Source organism: Mucilaginibacter defluvii, from assembly GCF_039543225.1.
Classification (GTDB): Bacteria; Bacteroidota; Bacteroidia; order Sphingobacteriales; family Sphingobacteriaceae; genus Mucilaginibacter; species Mucilaginibacter defluvii.
Map to the genome: position 1 here is coordinate 825,463 of NZ_BAABJI010000004.1, position 16,131 is coordinate 841,593.

Consider the following 16,131-nt stretch of genomic DNA (forward strand, 5'->3'; position numbering starts at 1 on the left):
CTTCTTTTTTGGGGTTAAGTATGTTACTGTTTATTGGTGCTTATTGTATAGGTATTGTTGTTAACGGTGGTATAATTGGTATGCGTTATTTTGGTAACGGCTTTTAAGATGCCTTGCAGGCTTTGACCCTGAAAAATGGCGGTTATGCGCTGGTCGGCCAGCTTTTTATCATTTATAATGATGCTGACGCCGTACTTGTTACTCAAAACGGCGGCAACCTGCTTCAGATCGGTGTTTTCAAAAATCAATTTATCATCAATCCAGGCAATGGCGTCTTCGGGATTTTTGAGTTTGGTCAGTTCAAACCGTGTTTTGCCGTAACTCATGGTTGCTGATTCGCCCCGGGTAAGCACCGCAAGGGCATTGGCCTGCTGATGCTTTACGGCTACCTTGCCGGTTAGTACGGTTACATTTAACGGGGATGCCGCCTGCGGATAAGCGCTAACCGTAAAGGTTGTGCCCAAAACATGGGTAAGCAACTTGCCGGAGTGAATTACAAATGGTTTTTCTGCATCATGAAATACTTCAAAATAAGCTTCACCCGTCAGGTACACTTCGCGTTTATCGGCATTGAAATTATCGGGATAGCGTAAGCTGCTGTTGGCATTCAATGTAACGCGGGTGCCATCAGCCAATAATACTACTTTTGTTTTGGCTGCTGAAGTTTGTGCGGTTTGGTAAACCGGCGCCTCGGGCTTTTGGTAACGGTTAAATAAAAACAGCGCCGCGCCGCATATCAATAAAATGGCAGTTGCGTATTTAACGCGTACGCGCCCCCTGCGCATGCTCCACAGGCGCATTACAACGTTTTGCCGGATGCCACCCAGATTTGCCGCTTTGGGCGTGGCCACCTGTGATGCTTTATCCCAATGGTTTTTAAAGGCAAGGTCAAAATCATCAAAATTGTCTGCCTGCCTTAGCATTTCAAACAATTCATCAAACTCCCCGCGTGTACACGTATTGCCCATGTACTTTTTAAGAAGTTCTGATTTACGCTGACTTTGATCCATTTAATAACTGATTGATATACTAAAGACACAGTAAATCAGCTATCAGACTAATAAAAAGTAAAATAAAATTTGTTTGTAGTGCTATTGGTTATAAATGCAGCAAAACAGCAGCACCATGGCCGAGTGGACACCATTTTTGGTAAGGTATGTATTTATAAAGCTAAGGGCGGCCATCAGGTGGTTTTTTACCGTATGTTTTGAGAGGTTGAGCTGCGCGGCAATTTCGTCATACGTCATGCCGTCCTCTTTACATAGTTTATAAACCAACTGGCGTTGTGGCGATAGCCGGCCTACAGCGCGCGATATCAATTGCCTGCATTCAGAAACCGCAAGGCGAGCCTCTGTATTGTTATCATCAACAACGGCTACGCGCATCAGCTCGTTAACCAGCCGGGTATCGCTGGCAGCTTTACGCAAATAATTAAGGGAATAGTTACGTGTAATGGTATAAATGTAACCGCCCAGGTTTTTTACATCATTCAAGGCCTCGGCATTTGTCCAAAGCTTGATGAATATCTCCTGGGTAATTTCTTCGGCTGCGTAACCAGACTTTGCTATAGCGTAAACCTGATTATAAACCTGCAGCTTATAATGCTCAAATACTTCCTCAAAGGTTAAATTCCGGTGGCGATTTAATTTAAACCCTCTCATCACAATTAATTGGTTTTACATGATTTCGGACTTCCTAATATAATTAAAAAGCTTCCATAACAAAATTTAATTTGTTTAAATGTTATTTATCCATTAAATAAATATAAAATCGGCGGTAAAATCCGTCTTTTTATGTGGTTGCTATGTGTGCCGCAAATGATTTATTTGCGGTTGTGTCGTTTAAAAACCTGGGCAAACCCTGATAATTATATTTTATCTATTTTAGCCCCTGCAAGTTCTTTACTTATTCTTCATCAAACCGGTGCGGGTTTTACAAACGCTAAATTAATAGGGAACCGTGTGCAAATCACGGGCTGTCGCGCAACTGTAAGTAACGCAAAAGGTTTCTGCCAACAAATGCTCACTGTTTTAATAAATGGGAAGAGCGGCAGAAATGTTACAAGCCAGGAGACCTGCCTGCCACCGAATTGACAATGCTTTCGCGGTATGAAGCAATTGATCAGGTATGATGTACATGTTAGGCTAACCTTCTGTTTTGACGGGATTGCTATGTACCGTCGTGCCTGTCTTTCTACTCCACCCCAAACGCATTGCGAAGCTTAGGCTAAAGCGCTTTTAACAGATTTATTTAATTAATTTTTTAAAAGAATGCTAACGCAAAACTTAGGTTACCCGCGCATTGGTAGCCGCCGTGAACTCAAAAAAGCCTGCGAAAATTACTGGGCAGGCAAAATCGACCTGAAAGAACTGAACCAGGTTGGAAAAGCAATTAAGGAAGAAAACTGGCAAACACAACTGGATGCGGGTATTAACCTGATACCTTGTAACGATTTCAGTTTTTACGACCAGGTGCTGGATATGAGCCTGCTGTTGGGGGTAATACCCGAGCGCTTTGCCCCAGTGCTTACCGAAGTTAAAACTAATACCGAAACTGACTTGTATTTTGCCATGGCCCGCGGCTATCAGCAAAACGGATTGGATATTACGGCACTGGAAATGACCAAGTGGTTTGATACCAATTACCATTACCTGGTACCCGAGTTTACCCAGGTGCAGGAATTCCGTATATTCTCTGAAAAACCATTTGCCGAGTACCAGCAAGCCCGCCAATACCTGGGCAACAATGCCAAACCCGTATTGATTGGCCCGGTAACTTACCTGTTATTGGGCAAAGAAAAAGGCAGCCGCTTTGAACGTATCGACCTGATAAAGAAACTGGTACCTGTCTATGTCGACATCATCAATCGCTTAAAGCAACAAGGCGCAGAATGGATACAGATAGATGAACCTGTACTGGCGCTTGATCTGTCGCAAAAAGAGAAGGAAGCCTTTGAATATGCCTATAAATTGATAAGCAATCGTGTTAACGGTGTAAATATTTTAGTAGCTACTTATTTTGATGCCCTGCATGATAATACCTCGCTTGCCGTAAATCTGCCGGTTGCCGCCCTGCATATTGACCTGGTACGCGCGCCGCAACAATTGAATGACGTGTTGGCACAACTGCCTGAAAGCCTGAGCCTGTCGTTAGGTGTAATTGATGGCCGTAACATCTGGAAGAATGATTATAAAGCGTCGTTGGAATTGATAGAAAAAGCGAAAGCTGCTATCGGTGCCGGGCGTGTTATGATAGCGCCATCATGTTCACTGCTGCATAGTCCGGTTGATCTCGGCCTGGAAACAGAACTTGATTACGGTCTTAAAAACTGGATGAGTTTTGCCAGGCAGAAGCTGAACGAGATAAAAGAGCTTAAAGCCATAGCTACTGGTACTGATGATCAGCAATATCTGCAAGCCAATCAACAATCTATCGAGGCACGCAAATTATCAACACGGGTGCACAAAGTAGCCGTTAAACAACGTATCGCTGAACTGACCGAAGCCGACGATAAACGTGTAAGCGGCTTTGCCAACAGGCAGCAAATACAGCAGCAGCGTTTTAAACTCCCGGCCTTCCCTACAACTACCATTGGCTCGTTCCCGCAAACTGAAGATATACGCCAGCTGCGGGCTAAATTTAAAAAGCGCGAGCTAAGCGCCGCTGATTATGAAAAGGCTATTGAGCAAGCCACCATAGATGCCATACGCTGGCAGGAAGAAATTGGTATTGACGTACTGGTACATGGCGAGTTTGAACGTAACGATATGGTTGAATACTTCGGCGAGCAACTGGACGGCTTTGCTTTTACCAAAAACGGCTGGGTGCAAAGTTATGGCAGCCGCTGCGTAAAGCCGCCTGTAATTTATGGCGATGTTTTGCGCCCGCGCGATATGACGGTTAGGTGGAGCCGCTTTGCTGCAGCCCAAACTGATAAGCTGATGAAAGGGATGCTTACCGGGCCGGTGACTATACTGCAATGGTCGTTTGTGCGGGATGACCAGCCGCGCGAGGTTACCGCCAACCAGATAGCCCTGGCCATACGTGATGAGGTGGTTGCCCTTGAGCAAAACGGCATCGGCATTATACAGATAGATGAGCCCGCCATTCGCGAAGGCTTACCGCTGCGCAAGGCTAACCGGGCAGCTTACCTTAACTGGGCTGTAAAGGCCTTTCGCATCTCAGCAAGTGGCGTTACTGATGAAACACAGATACATACGCACATGTGCTACAGCGAGTTTAATGATATTATTGAACATATAGCTGCTATGGATGCCGATGTGATCACCATTGAAACATCGCGCTCGCAAATGGAATTGCTGGAGGCATTCGCCAACTTTAAATACCCTAATGAGATTGGGCCGGGTGTTTATGATATCCACTCGCCGCGCGTACCTACCACAGCCGAGATGGTGGCCCTGCTTGAAAAAGCAGCTGAACTGCTACCCGCCCGTAACCTTTGGGTAAACCCGGATTGCGGCCTTAAAACGCGCAAATGGCCCGAAACTAAAGTGGCGTTGCAAAACATGGTAGCGGCCGCGCAGCAGGCAAGGCAAAGCATAAAAGCTGAAGCAACAATTTAAATATCAAACGGGCAGGTACTTCCTGCCCGTTTTGTTTATAGCCTTCCGTATATGGCATAGTCCCCTAAGTCAGTTATTTACGGCTAAGTTGGTATCGATTTTGCCTCTTAACATTTATTGCAAATAGCGGTTAATTAATACTTAATATTTAAAGCAGGAAAAGTGGCTGTGGTTAAGTTGTTTTAATAACAGCGAGATAAACCACACCGCTCAAATACTGCTCTACAATATGGGGTATTGGGTAATTTTTTCCCTATTGTGGGTAAAAATATGCTTAGCTGGTATTGCTGCCCTAAGGTTTAAGTTATCAACTATTGATTTTTCAGGCCCTGATGAATAAAATTTTAACTTTTATTTTCGCTATATGCATGAGTGTAGCTCTGCCTGTAGCCGCTTACAGCCAAACCCCTGAACACGAAGAAGGCGGTGAGGCGGAAGGTGAAGTTTTTCTGGATATCAAACCTAAAATCAGGAATGCTATCTTTAACGATCCGGCCGAGGTAGCTTACGATATTAAAGTTAAAAGTACTTATAAAGAAGTTCAGGAAGGTAAAGTAAGCTATGAGCTTAAAACCGACTACGGTAAACATGTATCTACTGATTCGGTAAAAGTAAAAATAGGCCCGGGTGGCAGTAAAAAGCTTAGTTTTAAAATACCTGCTAAAACGCCTGGGTTCTATGAACTAAGTTTTCGTTTCAATCTTTCCTTATATGATGATACCGTACGCCGTGTTTTTGGTGTAAGGCCGGATCAGATCGTAGCGGAGAATAACCGCCCGGCTGATTTTGTATCGTTCTGGCAAAAAACGCGCGACTCGTTAAGCAAGGTGCCGCCAAAGTACCGGGTGCTGGAGCGCAAGGATCTGTCGACCCCCAAGATCACCGTTTATTTAGTAGAGATGCGTTCATGGAACAACGCCTTGATCCGAGGCTGGTTGACCATCCCTAAAAACCGTCCTAAAAAATTACCGGTACGCTACCGCGTGCCCGGCTACCTGGTTACCATGGAGCCCAGCATGATGGAAGATGATTTCGCGGTATTCTCCATAAACGTGCGTGGCAATGGCAACAGCAAGGATGCCATTAACACCAAGGGTATACAATATAACCTCTACAACATCGGCGACCGGAACAACTACGTGTACCGCGCGGTATATATGGATTGCTTGCGCGGGGTTGATTTTATTGCCTCGCACCAGGATATGGGGCTGGATACCTCACGTATATCTATTGACGGCGGCAGCCAGGGTGGTGCTTTAGCTATTGTGGTGGCCGCGCTGGATAAGCGTATAAAACTGGTAACCACTGAGGTACCGCTGTACAGTGATATTCATAACGCCGTGCGCATATCAAAAGCCATGCACCCTAATGTGCAAACCCCGGTTTGGTACATGAACAATTATGTAAGTCAAAAAACCGGCTTTACCGAACAGCGCCTCTTTAAAACCTGGGATTATTTTGATCCGCTGAACTTTGCAGGCATGGTGCGCTGCCCCGTGCTGATGGGTATTGGTTTACTGGATGAACTGTGTCCGCCAAGCTGCAGCATAGCCATGTACAACCGGCTGGCCACACAGAAGAAGGAATTATGGGTAACGCCGGATAAAGGCCACGAGGTTGATGGTAATTACTATCGCTTTCAATACCAGTGGCTGCGCGAATATTTTTTACTGCCTTAATAACCTGAGCCGGAATGAAAATCAAGATAAAGATACTTTTAAGTGTATTGCTTATAACCCTAATGCAGGCTATCCCGGCAAGGGCTGGCTGGCCGGTAGGCAAAAGGCATTATGTAATATCAACCACTATATCGTTCTACAAGGCTGATAAGGGCTGGAACAACGCAGGTAAGCTCGAAAATATTGATGGCAGTTTCCAGGCGCAGTCGCTGGGAGTTTTCGCGGCTTACGGATTAAGCCGTGGGTTAGATTTGATAGCTACCCTGCCCGCATCATACCAAACTACTACTAACCAATTCGGCACTTTCCATCAAAGTGGCGCCGGCGATCTGCAACTGGGTTTGAGTGGTGTGCTTAAACACTTTAATTACGCCAATTACATTACGCTTTATGTGGGCGGCGTTGCTCCGCTTTATAAAAATACCAATACCAAAGTATTTGGCCTGGGTAATACAGGCATGGTGGCTAGGTTGTCAAACTCCGGTCCGTTAGGTAAAAAAACGTATTATAATGTTGACCTGGGTGGAGGTCAGTATTTTGGCAACAACGCCCCCCGCCAGCTAACCTGGGATGGCCTGCTTGGCTTTAAGCTCGACGATGCTAATCAGCTAAATTTCGGTTATGGTGGTATCTATTCGCAAAGCGATGACAAGGGACTTACGCTTAATGCCTTCGCGGCTCGTAATTATGCCTATCAGCGTGCTACGGCAGGTTTCGGGCATACCTTTTCAAAGCGCTTTACCATGAATTTGAGCGGCTTTTACATTTTTACCGGCCGTAATACCGGCCAGGGTTATGGTGCCTCATTATCGGCATCCATGAAACTGCCTTACTATGGCAAACATCACGCTGATTATTTAAGATAAAAGATATAGAGTTTAAGATGAATACATTTTACAAAACAGCCATTGCATTAATGATAGCCGCTTTGCCGGTTACAGTACTGGCGGGCGGATGGCCGGTTAAAAAAGGCAACTATCTGGTATCCGTAACGGCAAGCTACTTCAGGGCATCGCAATTGTGGGACAAAGGTGGCAAGCTGGGCGGTTATGACCAAGGCGGATATTTCGAGTCGCGCTCGTTATCGCTTTATGGCGAATATGGTATAACCCGCAGGCTAACCGGTGTGGTATCATTACCTTACATCATCAACGAGTTTAAACAGCAGGACCTGCCGGCAGCAACTTCACAGGGCTTGGGCGATATGGAGTTTGGCGTTAGGTATTATCTCACCAACATCAATTTTAAATATTATTTCGCTGTACAGGGTATGGCTATAGCGCCACTCTACAGCAACAACAGCCTGGGCTTTTCATCAGGTGGTGCTGAGGTAAGGGCCATTGGTTCCGGCAGCGGAAAGATCGGCTCAAAAAATTATTACATGAACCTTGAAGTAGGCGGCCGCCAGTATTTTCAAAATGCGGGCCCATTCCAGGTGCGTTATACCGGCGCTTTTGGTTTGAATTTTGACAAACATAACCAGGTAGCGTTAGGCGTATCGGGCAATTACTCAACCAGTATCAATAAAACACTGGATGAGAACCTGGTGCTGAACAAAGATTTTTCGTACACGCAGGGCTCATTCAGCTATGCGTACATCGTTAACCCTAAATTATCGTTTTTCGCGGGTGTTAACCAGTTTCTGGTGGGGCGGTCAACAGGTAAGGGCACTACGTTTTCGTTATCTGTAATTACTAAGTTTTAATAATGTATAAAGTCAGGATACTATTTACGGCGGTATTGATGCTTGTGGCAACACAAGCTTTTTGCGCCGTGAGCAGTTTTTTGCAGCAGGATGAGGAGCACGGCAGTGGTGCCGAGCAGGAAGGCGAATTTACGTTTGAAGCATCGCCTAAAAAGAAAGAAGGCATTTTTCAATCCGGCGAAAAAGTAGAGTATGAGCTGAAGATACATAATTCATACAATGTGGTACAGGAAGGTACGCTGAGCTATCTGGTAACTGATTTAAAGAATAAGGAGCTTGGCTCCAAATCAATGCCGGTAAAGCTGGGCAAACACGCCAACGGTAAATACTCATTCACGTTGCCGCAGCAAAAGGATCCGGGTTTCTACAAAGTATCATTCATGATCAACGTTACCGAGTATGACGATACGCTGCGCCGCGTTTATGGCTTTAACACGAAGGAGATAAAATCGACAGCCCCTCGTCCTGTTGATTTTGATGATTTTTGGTCGGATGCCCGTGCGGAACTTAATGCCGTTAAACCCAACTTTAAAATAACCGAGCAGCCCGATATGGCACAGGGCGGCACGAGTGTTTATTTGGTTGAAGCACAATCATTAGGTAACCTTAAAGTGCGTGGCTGGCTTACTATGCCTAAAAACCTGAAAGCCGGTAAAAAGCTACCGGTGTGGCTGGTACTGCCGGGGTATGGCGGAACGGGCGTTAAGCCGATATTCGGCAATTCAGAACTGGCTATTCTCTCGTTCAACGTACGCGGGCAGGGTAACAGCCGTGATATTGTTCACCCCACTAAGGATGGTTACCTGACTACCGACATCGAAAATAAAAAGAAATACATTTACCGCGGCGCGATAATGGATTGCATCCGCGCGGTTGATTTTATATGCTCACGCCCGGAACTTGATTCAACCAACATCATTTGCTCAGGCGGTAGTATGGGTGGTTATTTAAGTATTGTTACCTGTAGTTTGGATAAGCGCATTAAGCTATGCTCGGCCAACAACCCCGTGTTTTGCGATTTCAGGGCGCTGCAGGGCAATCCCGACTGGCCAATGAGCGCCATAGTGAAATATAGTAAAGACAAATACCTCCCGCTTAACAAGCTGCTGAATAACCTAGATTATTATGATTTGAAAAATTTTTCGGGCAATTTGAATTGTAAGGCGCTTATAGGGGTGAGTTTGCTGGATAACCTGGCGCCCCCATATAATGAGTATACCATGCTCAACAATATTAAATCGAACCCCAAAGTGTTTGTTTACCCTGAATTGGCGCATGAGGTACCCCCATCGTTATTTACTTATTTAAGTAACTGGATGATGGATGAATTCGGAATTTTTTAAGACTATTGTATCACCTAAACAGGTTTTGCATCATATATGAGATATTGTTTATTGTTGCTGTTATTTGTGTATGCTCCCTTCGCTTTCGCTCAAACGAGTAATGCTTATGTGCAGCGCGGTAATGCCAAGGCCAATGCCGGTAACCAGCAGGGCGCGGTTGAGGAGTTCACCAAAGCCATAGAGGTAAATCCGAAAAACATCAATGCTTACTTTTACCGGGCCAATGCCAATGGCAACATGCAAAACTTTAAGGCCGCTATAGATGATTTTACCTCGGTGATAGAACTGAAGGACAATTACCCGAACGCTTATTTCTATCGGGCCAATGCGAAGAGCAACCTCAAACAATTCAAAGAAGCGATCGTCGATTTTGACAAGGCTGCGCTGCAAAACAGCCGTAATGCTGATATTTTTCATTACCGCGCAAATGCCAAACTGAATATTGGCGATAATGCCGGCGCCATTACCGATTTTACCCGCGCCATCGGCATTAACCCTAAAAAGTACGAGCTGTTTGAGTACCGAGGCGTGGCCCGTGCCAACATCCGCGATTATAACGGCGCCGTGGCTGACTATACGCAATCCATCAAGCTTAACCCGCGTAATGCCGATGTATATTATTATCGCGCCAACGCAAAAAGTAACCTGGCTGATTTCAGGGGGGCGATAGCTGACTTTGACAAGGCCCTGCAACTTAACCCACGCAATGCCGAAGCGTTTTATTATCGCGGCAATGCAAAAAGCAATATAAATGATAATAAAGGCGCAATTGATGATTATAACATGGCCATTAAGTTAAACCCAAAGCTTACGGACCTGTACCATTATCTGGGCAATGCCCGCAGCAATAGTGCCGATAATAAAGGCGCCGTTGCCGATTATACCAAAGCTATTGAGCTTAACCCGGTAAATGCCGAGCTATATTTGTACAGGGGCATAGCGTACAAAAATTTAAGCCAGGCTGATTCGGCCATGGAGGATATTAACCGGGCCATCCGCCTTAACCCTAAATATGCCGAGGCTTATCTCAACCGCGCATATCTGCATGTGGATAGTCAGCGGTACGAGGCCGCGGTGATGGATGCCGATAGTGGCTTGCTGTACAGCCCAAAGAATGATAATCTATTTGCACTGCGTGGTAAGGCTAAGTATTACCTAAAGGACACCACTGCCGCGCTGGAAGATATTAACAAGGCGCTTGAGCTGAATCCGCAAAGTGAAACCGCCTACAATACCCGCGCCGACCTTAAGGTTGACATGGGCCGGTATGCCGAAGCGATAAAGGATTACGACAAAATATTGGCCATCAACCCCGGCCGTACGGATATTTACACCAAGCGGGGCGATGCCAAAGCCGGAGCCGGTAATAACAAGGCGGCCATGCTCGATTATGAGAAAGCGTTGGAGCTTAACCCTAAAAATGAACAGGCTATACTCAATTTAGGTATAGCAAAAGATAAGCTAAGCGATTACAACGGAGCGCTTAAATTGTATAACGCCGGTATCACGATCAATCCGAAAAACAAGTTTTTTTACCTGCAAAGAGGTATTACCCGCAGTCATCTGGATGGATCACGGGTGGCGTTGCTTGATTTTGATAAGGCGATAGCTATTGATAGTAATTTTGCCGAGGCATACGGTAACCGTGGTTTAGAAAAACTGCGCGACCGTGATAGCGAGGGTGGCTGGATTGATTTGAACCATGCCATACAGCTTAACCCCGCGCCTGAGAATTACCTGCTGCTGGGCGGCGCTAAAATGGAGCAGAAAGAGTACCAGGGCGCTTTGGATTATTACAGTTTGGCCATTGAAAAAGCCCCTCGTAACATTAAGGCTTACATGATGCGCGGTATAATAAAAAGCCTGCTGGCTGATACCGCTGGTTGTTTTGATGATTTTAATACAGCTTTTAAAATTGAGCCGCAAAATGAGAATATCTATATTGAACGATCAAAAGCCCGCTTAAACCTGCGCGACTCAATAGCCGCTGTAAAGGATTGTAATACAGCCATTGATCTGAACGAGCAAAACGCGTCGGCATATTTGCAAAGGGGCATTGCTAAATTCGCGCTTAAAGATTCGCGCGGGGCTATACAGGATTATACCGAGGCACTCCGCTTGCAGGATAATTTGAAACAGGCCTACATTCGCAGGGGCGAGGCTAAAGCCCGATTGCGCAACTATGTGGATGCCATTGCCGATTATAATACGGCATTAACCTTTAACGATCGCGACAAGCAAGCTTACTACCTGCGTGGCCTGGCACGCATAGCGCAAAAGGAAAAAGACAGCGGCTGCCTTGACCTGAGCAAATCAGGCGAGCTGGGGCTTAAAGAAGCGTATGATGCCATACGTAAGTATTGCAACTAAGCTGTCAATAGTTCAAAAGCAAAAATCTGATTAAAATTCCTGACGAGCGCGCGCTATCATACGCTTGCGGTCGGTAACGTTTTTGTAGGGGAAAAGGTTATCAGCAATTAACGAATACAGCAACACATTTACTGCCGGTATATAAAATACTGCCTGCACATCCGGGTGATCGCGATAGAAAACCACACACAGCAATATGCTTAAAAAAGCTACCGCCAGAAAGAAAAGGTATTTTGCAAATCGCTTCATTAATTACGAGGGTGTAAAGATAAGTATAGGCGCTGATAATGAGAAAATAAATTGCTGAAATTATACTTTTTAGAGCATTTATTTTAATCAATCGGCGGCTCATAATTTACGGGTAAAAGTTCGGCAACCCGTTGGGTGGCCCATATGCCCTCGTTTATCACACTGTGCGGATCGATGGATGCCTCGTGTTTCGGCGCCTCTTTTAGGTTCATGGCAAAAGCGTTGGCCTCGGTGTTGCGGCGTTTTTTATACATTACATACAGGCAATCTTTAAACTGCAAGGCAAACAGCGTACGCTGGTCGGTATGCTTAATATAATCGGTTACCTGTAAAGGTTGTTTTACGAGATATTGGATACGGCTGAAAATCCCTTTTCTGTTAGAGGTATCACGTACCAGCCTGAGTACTTCAAAGTTTTCATCGGCCAAACGGTTGCCAATGGCCGACCTTAAAAAGTGCACCTGCGAACCCAGGTATGCCTTTAACCGGTTTTTTTTCCATTTCTTTTTTTGCGATGGTGTGCCCTTCATATCTTCAAACAAAGTGGAGCCGCCATAAAAAAGCATTCTATGGCTCTGATCGAAATTAAACTCCTGTAGCAGATATTTAATGCGATAGCCTAACTCACTGTTTTCGATGATCAAAAAGTCATCAGTAGTGGCCTTTAATACGTGTTTGTTTTTGCTGTATTCCAAATTAAGTATTTCCGGGTTGAGTATTTTGCATTTAGATGCCAGTTTGGATGAACCTAAAAATTCCCGCTTAAAAACATCATACCGGGCAAACCAGTCAGCATCCGGCCGCACATTAACTTCTGACAGCACGATGGATTTAGGCAGCAGCTTTACGGTTTTTAGCTCAGCATAGTTATTTTCAATAAATACACTGCTCATGTAAGTTTCATAACCCACAGACGAGATAATCAGTTCGTACTTACCGCCTTTAACATTTTGCAAGGTAAAGGTACCATCGGCACTGCTTGCCGTACCAATAGTAGTGTTATTAAGCAAAACGCTGGCATTATTAATAGGCTTATTATCAATTGCATTAAGAACCCGTCCGCTGATTTTGTGTTGGGCTATGCTGCTTAGTGGCAGAAGCAGAAAAAAGAGCAGCCAAAAACGCATTTAACTAATTATTTAGTTATAAAGATAGCTAACAATTTACCATCTGCAAATAAATTTTGCGGTAAAGCGTTAAACCTTTTGTGTGCCGATTGTTCTTACCCATATAAACACTTTACAATATGAAAAGAATTTTGACCCTCGCACTGCTGTTCAGCATAGTACTATTGGCATCATCATGCAAAAAAGAAGTTACAGAAGTTATACAGCCTAATCAAACGGTTTTTAGAGAGGTAAGAGCCAGTGACTGGGTATTAAAAACTGACCAGCAAACAGGCGCTAAAACTTGGTCCGCAACTTTAGGTGTGAATCAGCTTGACGAATATATTCACGACAACGGAGGTGTGCTGGTTTACGCCAGTTTTGACAACGGTGTTTACGAACAAATACCGCAGGTTTATAACGGCATAGCATATAGCATGTCTTATGTTCCCCGAGCTATTCAGTTAGATGCTCAATTATCAGATTACACAAATGATGACATTTCACAACCTGGCGATGTGTCTATCAAGATTGTTTTGATCGATTCAGTGCCGTAACTAAAAGATAGTTTAAATAAAAATGCTCCGCGAAAGCGGGGCATTTTTATTTATGGGCCACCTGTTTTTTAGGGAACATCAGCGATGCTACAATACTCACCATCAATATCCCAACTATAACAAACAGCGAGTGCACGGTATCAAATCCCCATTCTTCGAAATAATGCCCGGCAAGCATTTTAATGCCGATAAATACCAGCAGCGCGGCCAGGCCAACTTTAAGATAGTGAAACTTATCAATAATGTTCACCAGCAAAAAGAACATGGAGCGCAAACCCAGTATGGCAAATATGTTGGAGAAGAAAACGATGTATGGGTCTTTGGTAACTGAAAATATCGCCGGGATGGAGTCGACCGCGAATATAACATCTGTAAATTCAATGATCAGTAATACCAGAAATAGGGGGGTGAGCAGCCGTTTGCCGTCGCGCTTTACAAAAAATCGGCCGCCCTCAAACTGTGGGTGTATGCCAAAAAACCTTGACGCGAATTTTACTACCTTATGGTTCTTCGGGTCTATCTTTTCTTCCTGATTGCGGTTGATAAACATCGTAATGCCCGTGTAGATCAGAAACGCGCCGAAAATATACAATATCCAATGGAAGTTCTCTATCAGCGTAGCCCCTAAAAATATAAAGGCGAAACGCATTGCCACCGCGCCTAAAATGCCCCACAGCAGCACTTTATGATAATAACGCTCCTCTACGCCAAATGCCGAAAATATGAGCACCATTACAAAAATATTATCTACAGAAAGGGCGTACTCTACCACATAGCCTGTTATAAATTCAAGCCCCAGATTTTTGCAGTATAGGGCAAGGCTGCCCTCAAAATCAGCGGGATTTAATTTTAGTTTGTGCGCGTTTTCAAGGTTCTTTTTTTGTAATTCGGCAAAATTTTCAATGCCATGCAGCAGGTGCCCGTATTGGGTGATCAGCCAGTAAAAGCCCAGCGCCAAAATTATCCAGACACCGCTCATAATGGCGGCTTCGCGTGCGCTTACCGGTTTGTTCTTTTTTGCGAACAGGCCAAGGTCAATAGCAAGCATCAGCCCTATGAAAATTATAAAGCCAACAATAAAAATAAGCTCGTTTGCCATTATTTGTTTCTTTCGGTGGTGTAGCGCACTAATTGTTCCAAACCGGTGCGGGCGTCGCCTTCGGGGAAGGTACGGAGTATATCAAACGCCTTTTCCTGGTATATTTTCATTTGCGTTTCGGCATACTCCAGTCCGCCGGCCTGTTTTACAAACGCAATTATCTGCATTATTTTCTCCGGCTCGTCGTTATGGTTCTTCACCAGGCTCATCATCCGCTTTTTTTGCGATGGCTCCGCGTTTTTGAGCGCGTATATCAGCGGCAGGGTTACTTTTTTCTCCTTAATATCAATGCCGAGGGGTTTGCCCACATCATCGGTGCCAAAATCAAACATATCATCCTTAATCTGGAAAGCTATACCGATGTTCTCGCCAAAGTCGTGCATTTTTTTAACCACCTCGTCGCTTGCCCCTGCCGAGGCCGCGCCACAGGCACAGCATGCAGCTATCAGCGAGGCCGTTTTTTGGCGGATCACCTCATAATAAACCGGTTCATCCACATCCATACGCCGCACCTTTTCAACCTGCAAAAGTTCGCCCTCGCTCATTTGCTTTACTGCTTCAGATACGATTTTGAGCAACTTAAAATCATCGTTATCAATTGAGAGGAGTAGTCCTTTTGAAAGCAGGTAATCGCCCACCAAAACGGCGATCTTGTTTTTCCATAAAGCGTTGATGGAGAAAAAACCCCGGCGCTGGTAGGAGTTATCAACCACATCATCATGCACTAATGTAGCGGTGTGCAAAAGCTCAACCAATGCCGCGCCACGATGGGTACTCTCGTTGATGCCGCCGCAAATGCTGGCCGAGAAAAAAACGAACATAGGACGTATCTGCTTGCCTTTGCGCTTTACGATGTAATGGGTTATACGGTCAAGCAGGGGCACCGAGCTTTGCATAGATGCTTTAAACTTGGCCTCAAACGCGTCAATATCGGCAGCGATAGGTCTTTTTATTTCGTTAATGCCGGGCATTCAAACTTTTGTACAGATGTATAATTAAAACGATAGCATAGCCTACCAGCAGGCAAACATAAGCTAAAAATAAGCGATATGCATCAGGCGGAAAAAAAATTTAGATAGTGATTAAACTTTTTTGCGGAACAACGATCAAACAAAGCGAACGAGGATATAGTGGGTTTGAATTAGTTTACTTTTATGTTTATAGAGCGGAGCGAAATCGGTTAATGGTCGGTTTCGCTTTTTTATTTAAACATGCTTATAATAATATTACCTTTGTTGCCTGCAATTAGAAAACGGAGAGGTGTCTGAGTGGTCGAAAGAGCACGCCTGGAAAGTGTGTATACGTCAAAAGCGTATCGAGGGTTCGAATCCCTCCCTCTCCGCAACTTAAAAGTATAAAATGCCTATTTGGTCACCTCATTGGCGTTTTTGACTGACCAGATGTGTATTGGTAGCAAATTTGGTAGCAATTATGAAAACA

At 44.8% G+C, this 16,131-nt stretch carries 13 protein-coding genes, 1 tRNA gene and 1 riboswitch; of the genes, 8 read left to right on the forward strand and 6 right to left on the reverse strand.

The window, feature by feature from the left end:
• Nucleotides 1-23 precede the first annotated feature (23 nt).
• Together ABD960_RS20785 and ABD960_RS20790 are read right to left on the reverse strand one after the other, a co-directional pair.
• The gene (locus ABD960_RS20785; RefSeq protein ID WP_345334406.1) at nt 24-1,010 is read right to left on the reverse strand and encodes a FecR family protein; all 987 of its coding nucleotides are present in this window, start codon (nt 1,008-1,010) and stop codon (nt 24-26) included.
• Nucleotides 1,011-1,091: 81 nt separating this feature from the next.
• Nucleotides 1,092-1,661 carry an RNA polymerase sigma factor gene (locus ABD960_RS20790; RefSeq protein WP_345334408.1) on the reverse strand — a complete coding sequence of 190 codons (570 nt, stop codon included), beginning with the start codon at nt 1,659-1,661 and terminating at the stop codon, nt 1,092-1,094.
• 249 nt (nt 1,662-1,910) lie between these two features.
• Nucleotides 1,911-2,096: riboswitch (cobalamin riboswitch) on the forward strand.
• Between the two features lie 174 nt (nt 2,097-2,270).
• Between ABD960_RS20790 and metE the strand changes: the two genes are divergently transcribed.
• The 6 genes from metE to ABD960_RS20820 all read left to right on the forward strand — a co-directional run bounded on the left by metE (nt 2,271) and on the right by ABD960_RS20820 (nt 11,680).
• A complete protein-coding gene (gene metE, locus ABD960_RS20795; RefSeq protein ID WP_345334410.1) occupies nt 2,271-4,583 on the forward strand; it encodes a 5-methyltetrahydropteroyltriglutamate--homocysteine S-methyltransferase in 2,313 nt (770 codons plus the stop codon).
• Between the two features lie 332 nt (nt 4,584-4,915).
• Nucleotides 4,916-6,262 carry an acetylxylan esterase gene (locus ABD960_RS20800; protein ID WP_345334412.1) on the forward strand — a complete coding sequence of 449 codons (1,347 nt, stop codon included), beginning with the start codon at nt 4,916-4,918 and terminating at the stop codon, nt 6,260-6,262.
• Nucleotides 6,263-6,276: 14 nt separating this feature from the next.
• Nucleotides 6,277-7,128 (forward strand): hypothetical protein, encoded by an 852-nt coding sequence (locus ABD960_RS20805; RefSeq protein ID WP_345334414.1) that lies wholly within the window; start codon nt 6,277-6,279, stop codon nt 7,126-7,128.
• 17 nt (nt 7,129-7,145) lie between these two features.
• Nucleotides 7,146-7,967 carry a hypothetical protein gene (locus ABD960_RS20810; protein ID WP_345334416.1) on the forward strand — a complete coding sequence of 274 codons (822 nt, stop codon included), beginning with the start codon at nt 7,146-7,148 and terminating at the stop codon, nt 7,965-7,967.
• 2 nt (nt 7,968-7,969) lie between these two features.
• Nucleotides 7,970-9,310, forward strand: a complete 1,341-nt coding sequence (locus ABD960_RS20815) for an acetylxylan esterase (protein WP_345334418.1) — start codon at nt 7,970-7,972, stop codon at nt 9,308-9,310.
• 36 nt (nt 9,311-9,346) lie between these two features.
• A complete protein-coding gene (locus ABD960_RS20820; protein ID WP_345334420.1) occupies nt 9,347-11,680 on the forward strand; it encodes a tetratricopeptide repeat protein in 2,334 nt (777 codons plus the stop codon).
• A 30-nt stretch (nt 11,681-11,710) separates the two neighbouring features.
• Here ABD960_RS20820 and ABD960_RS20825 read toward each other — a convergent pair whose 3' ends face one another.
• Nucleotides 11,711-11,929, reverse strand: coding sequence for a hypothetical protein (locus ABD960_RS20825; protein WP_345334422.1), 219 nt, complete (start codon nt 11,927-11,929; stop codon nt 11,711-11,713).
• Between the two features lie 83 nt (nt 11,930-12,012).
• Nucleotides 12,013-13,056 carry a carboxypeptidase-like regulatory domain-containing protein gene (locus ABD960_RS20830; RefSeq protein WP_345334424.1) on the reverse strand — a complete coding sequence of 348 codons (1,044 nt, stop codon included), beginning with the start codon at nt 13,054-13,056 and terminating at the stop codon, nt 12,013-12,015.
• 119 nt (nt 13,057-13,175) lie between these two features.
• Between ABD960_RS20830 and ABD960_RS20835 the strand changes: the two genes are divergently transcribed.
• Entirely contained in the window at nt 13,176-13,592 is a 417-nt protein-coding gene (locus ABD960_RS20835) for a hypothetical protein (protein WP_345334426.1), read from the forward strand.
• 46 nt (nt 13,593-13,638) lie between these two features.
• Here ABD960_RS20835 and ABD960_RS20840 read toward each other — a convergent pair whose 3' ends face one another.
• The gene (locus tag ABD960_RS20840) at nt 13,639-14,691 is read right to left on the reverse strand and encodes a TerC/Alx family metal homeostasis membrane protein (protein ID WP_345334428.1); all 1,053 of its coding nucleotides are present in this window, start codon (nt 14,689-14,691) and stop codon (nt 13,639-13,641) included.
• Nucleotides 14,691-15,662 carry a polyprenyl synthetase family protein gene (locus ABD960_RS20845; RefSeq protein WP_345334430.1) on the reverse strand — a complete coding sequence of 324 codons (972 nt, stop codon included), beginning with the start codon at nt 15,660-15,662 and terminating at the stop codon, nt 14,691-14,693. The genes ABD960_RS20840 and ABD960_RS20845 overlap by 1 nt, the downstream gene beginning before the upstream one ends.
• Before the next feature lie 283 nt (nt 15,663-15,945).
• Here ABD960_RS20845 and ABD960_RS20850 point away from each other — a divergent pair.
• Nucleotides 15,946-16,033: transfer RNA gene (locus tag ABD960_RS20850), tRNA-Ser, on the forward strand.
• The last annotated feature ends 98 nt before the right edge of the window (nt 16,034-16,131 follow it).

Bases quoted from the DNA above. Each gene is read 5' to 3' on its own strand.
- metE (WP_345334410.1), top strand. From the start codon at position 2,271: ATGCTAACGCAAAACTTAGGTTACCCGCGCATTGGTAGCCGCCGTGAA.
- ABD960_RS20845 (WP_345334430.1), bottom strand. From the start codon at position 15,662: ATGCCCGGCATTAACGAAATAAAAAGACCTATCGCTGCCGATATTGAC.
- ABD960_RS20800 (WP_345334412.1), top strand. From the start codon at position 4,916: ATGAATAAAATTTTAACTTTTATTTTCGCTATATGCATGAGTGTAGCT.
- ABD960_RS20810 (WP_345334416.1), top strand. From the start codon at position 7,146: ATGAATACATTTTACAAAACAGCCATTGCATTAATGATAGCCGCTTTG.
- ABD960_RS20805 (WP_345334414.1), top strand. From the start codon at position 6,277: ATGAAAATCAAGATAAAGATACTTTTAAGTGTATTGCTTATAACCCTA.
- ABD960_RS20820 (WP_345334420.1), top strand. From the start codon at position 9,347: ATGAGATATTGTTTATTGTTGCTGTTATTTGTGTATGCTCCCTTCGCT.
- ABD960_RS20840 (WP_345334428.1), bottom strand. From the start codon at position 14,691: ATGGCAAACGAGCTTATTTTTATTGTTGGCTTTATAATTTTCATAGGG.
- ABD960_RS20815 (WP_345334418.1), top strand. From the start codon at position 7,970: ATGTATAAAGTCAGGATACTATTTACGGCGGTATTGATGCTTGTGGCA.
- ABD960_RS20830 (WP_345334424.1), bottom strand. From the start codon at position 13,056: ATGCGTTTTTGGCTGCTCTTTTTTCTGCTTCTGCCACTAAGCAGCATA.
- ABD960_RS20790 (WP_345334408.1), bottom strand. From the start codon at position 1,661: ATGAGAGGGTTTAAATTAAATCGCCACCGGAATTTAACCTTTGAGGAA.
- ABD960_RS20785 (WP_345334406.1), bottom strand. From the start codon at position 1,010: ATGGATCAAAGTCAGCGTAAATCAGAACTTCTTAAAAAGTACATGGGC.
- ABD960_RS20835 (WP_345334426.1), top strand. From the start codon at position 13,176: ATGAAAAGAATTTTGACCCTCGCACTGCTGTTCAGCATAGTACTATTG.
- ABD960_RS20825 (WP_345334422.1), bottom strand. From the start codon at position 11,929: ATGAAGCGATTTGCAAAATACCTTTTCTTTCTGGCGGTAGCTTTTTTA.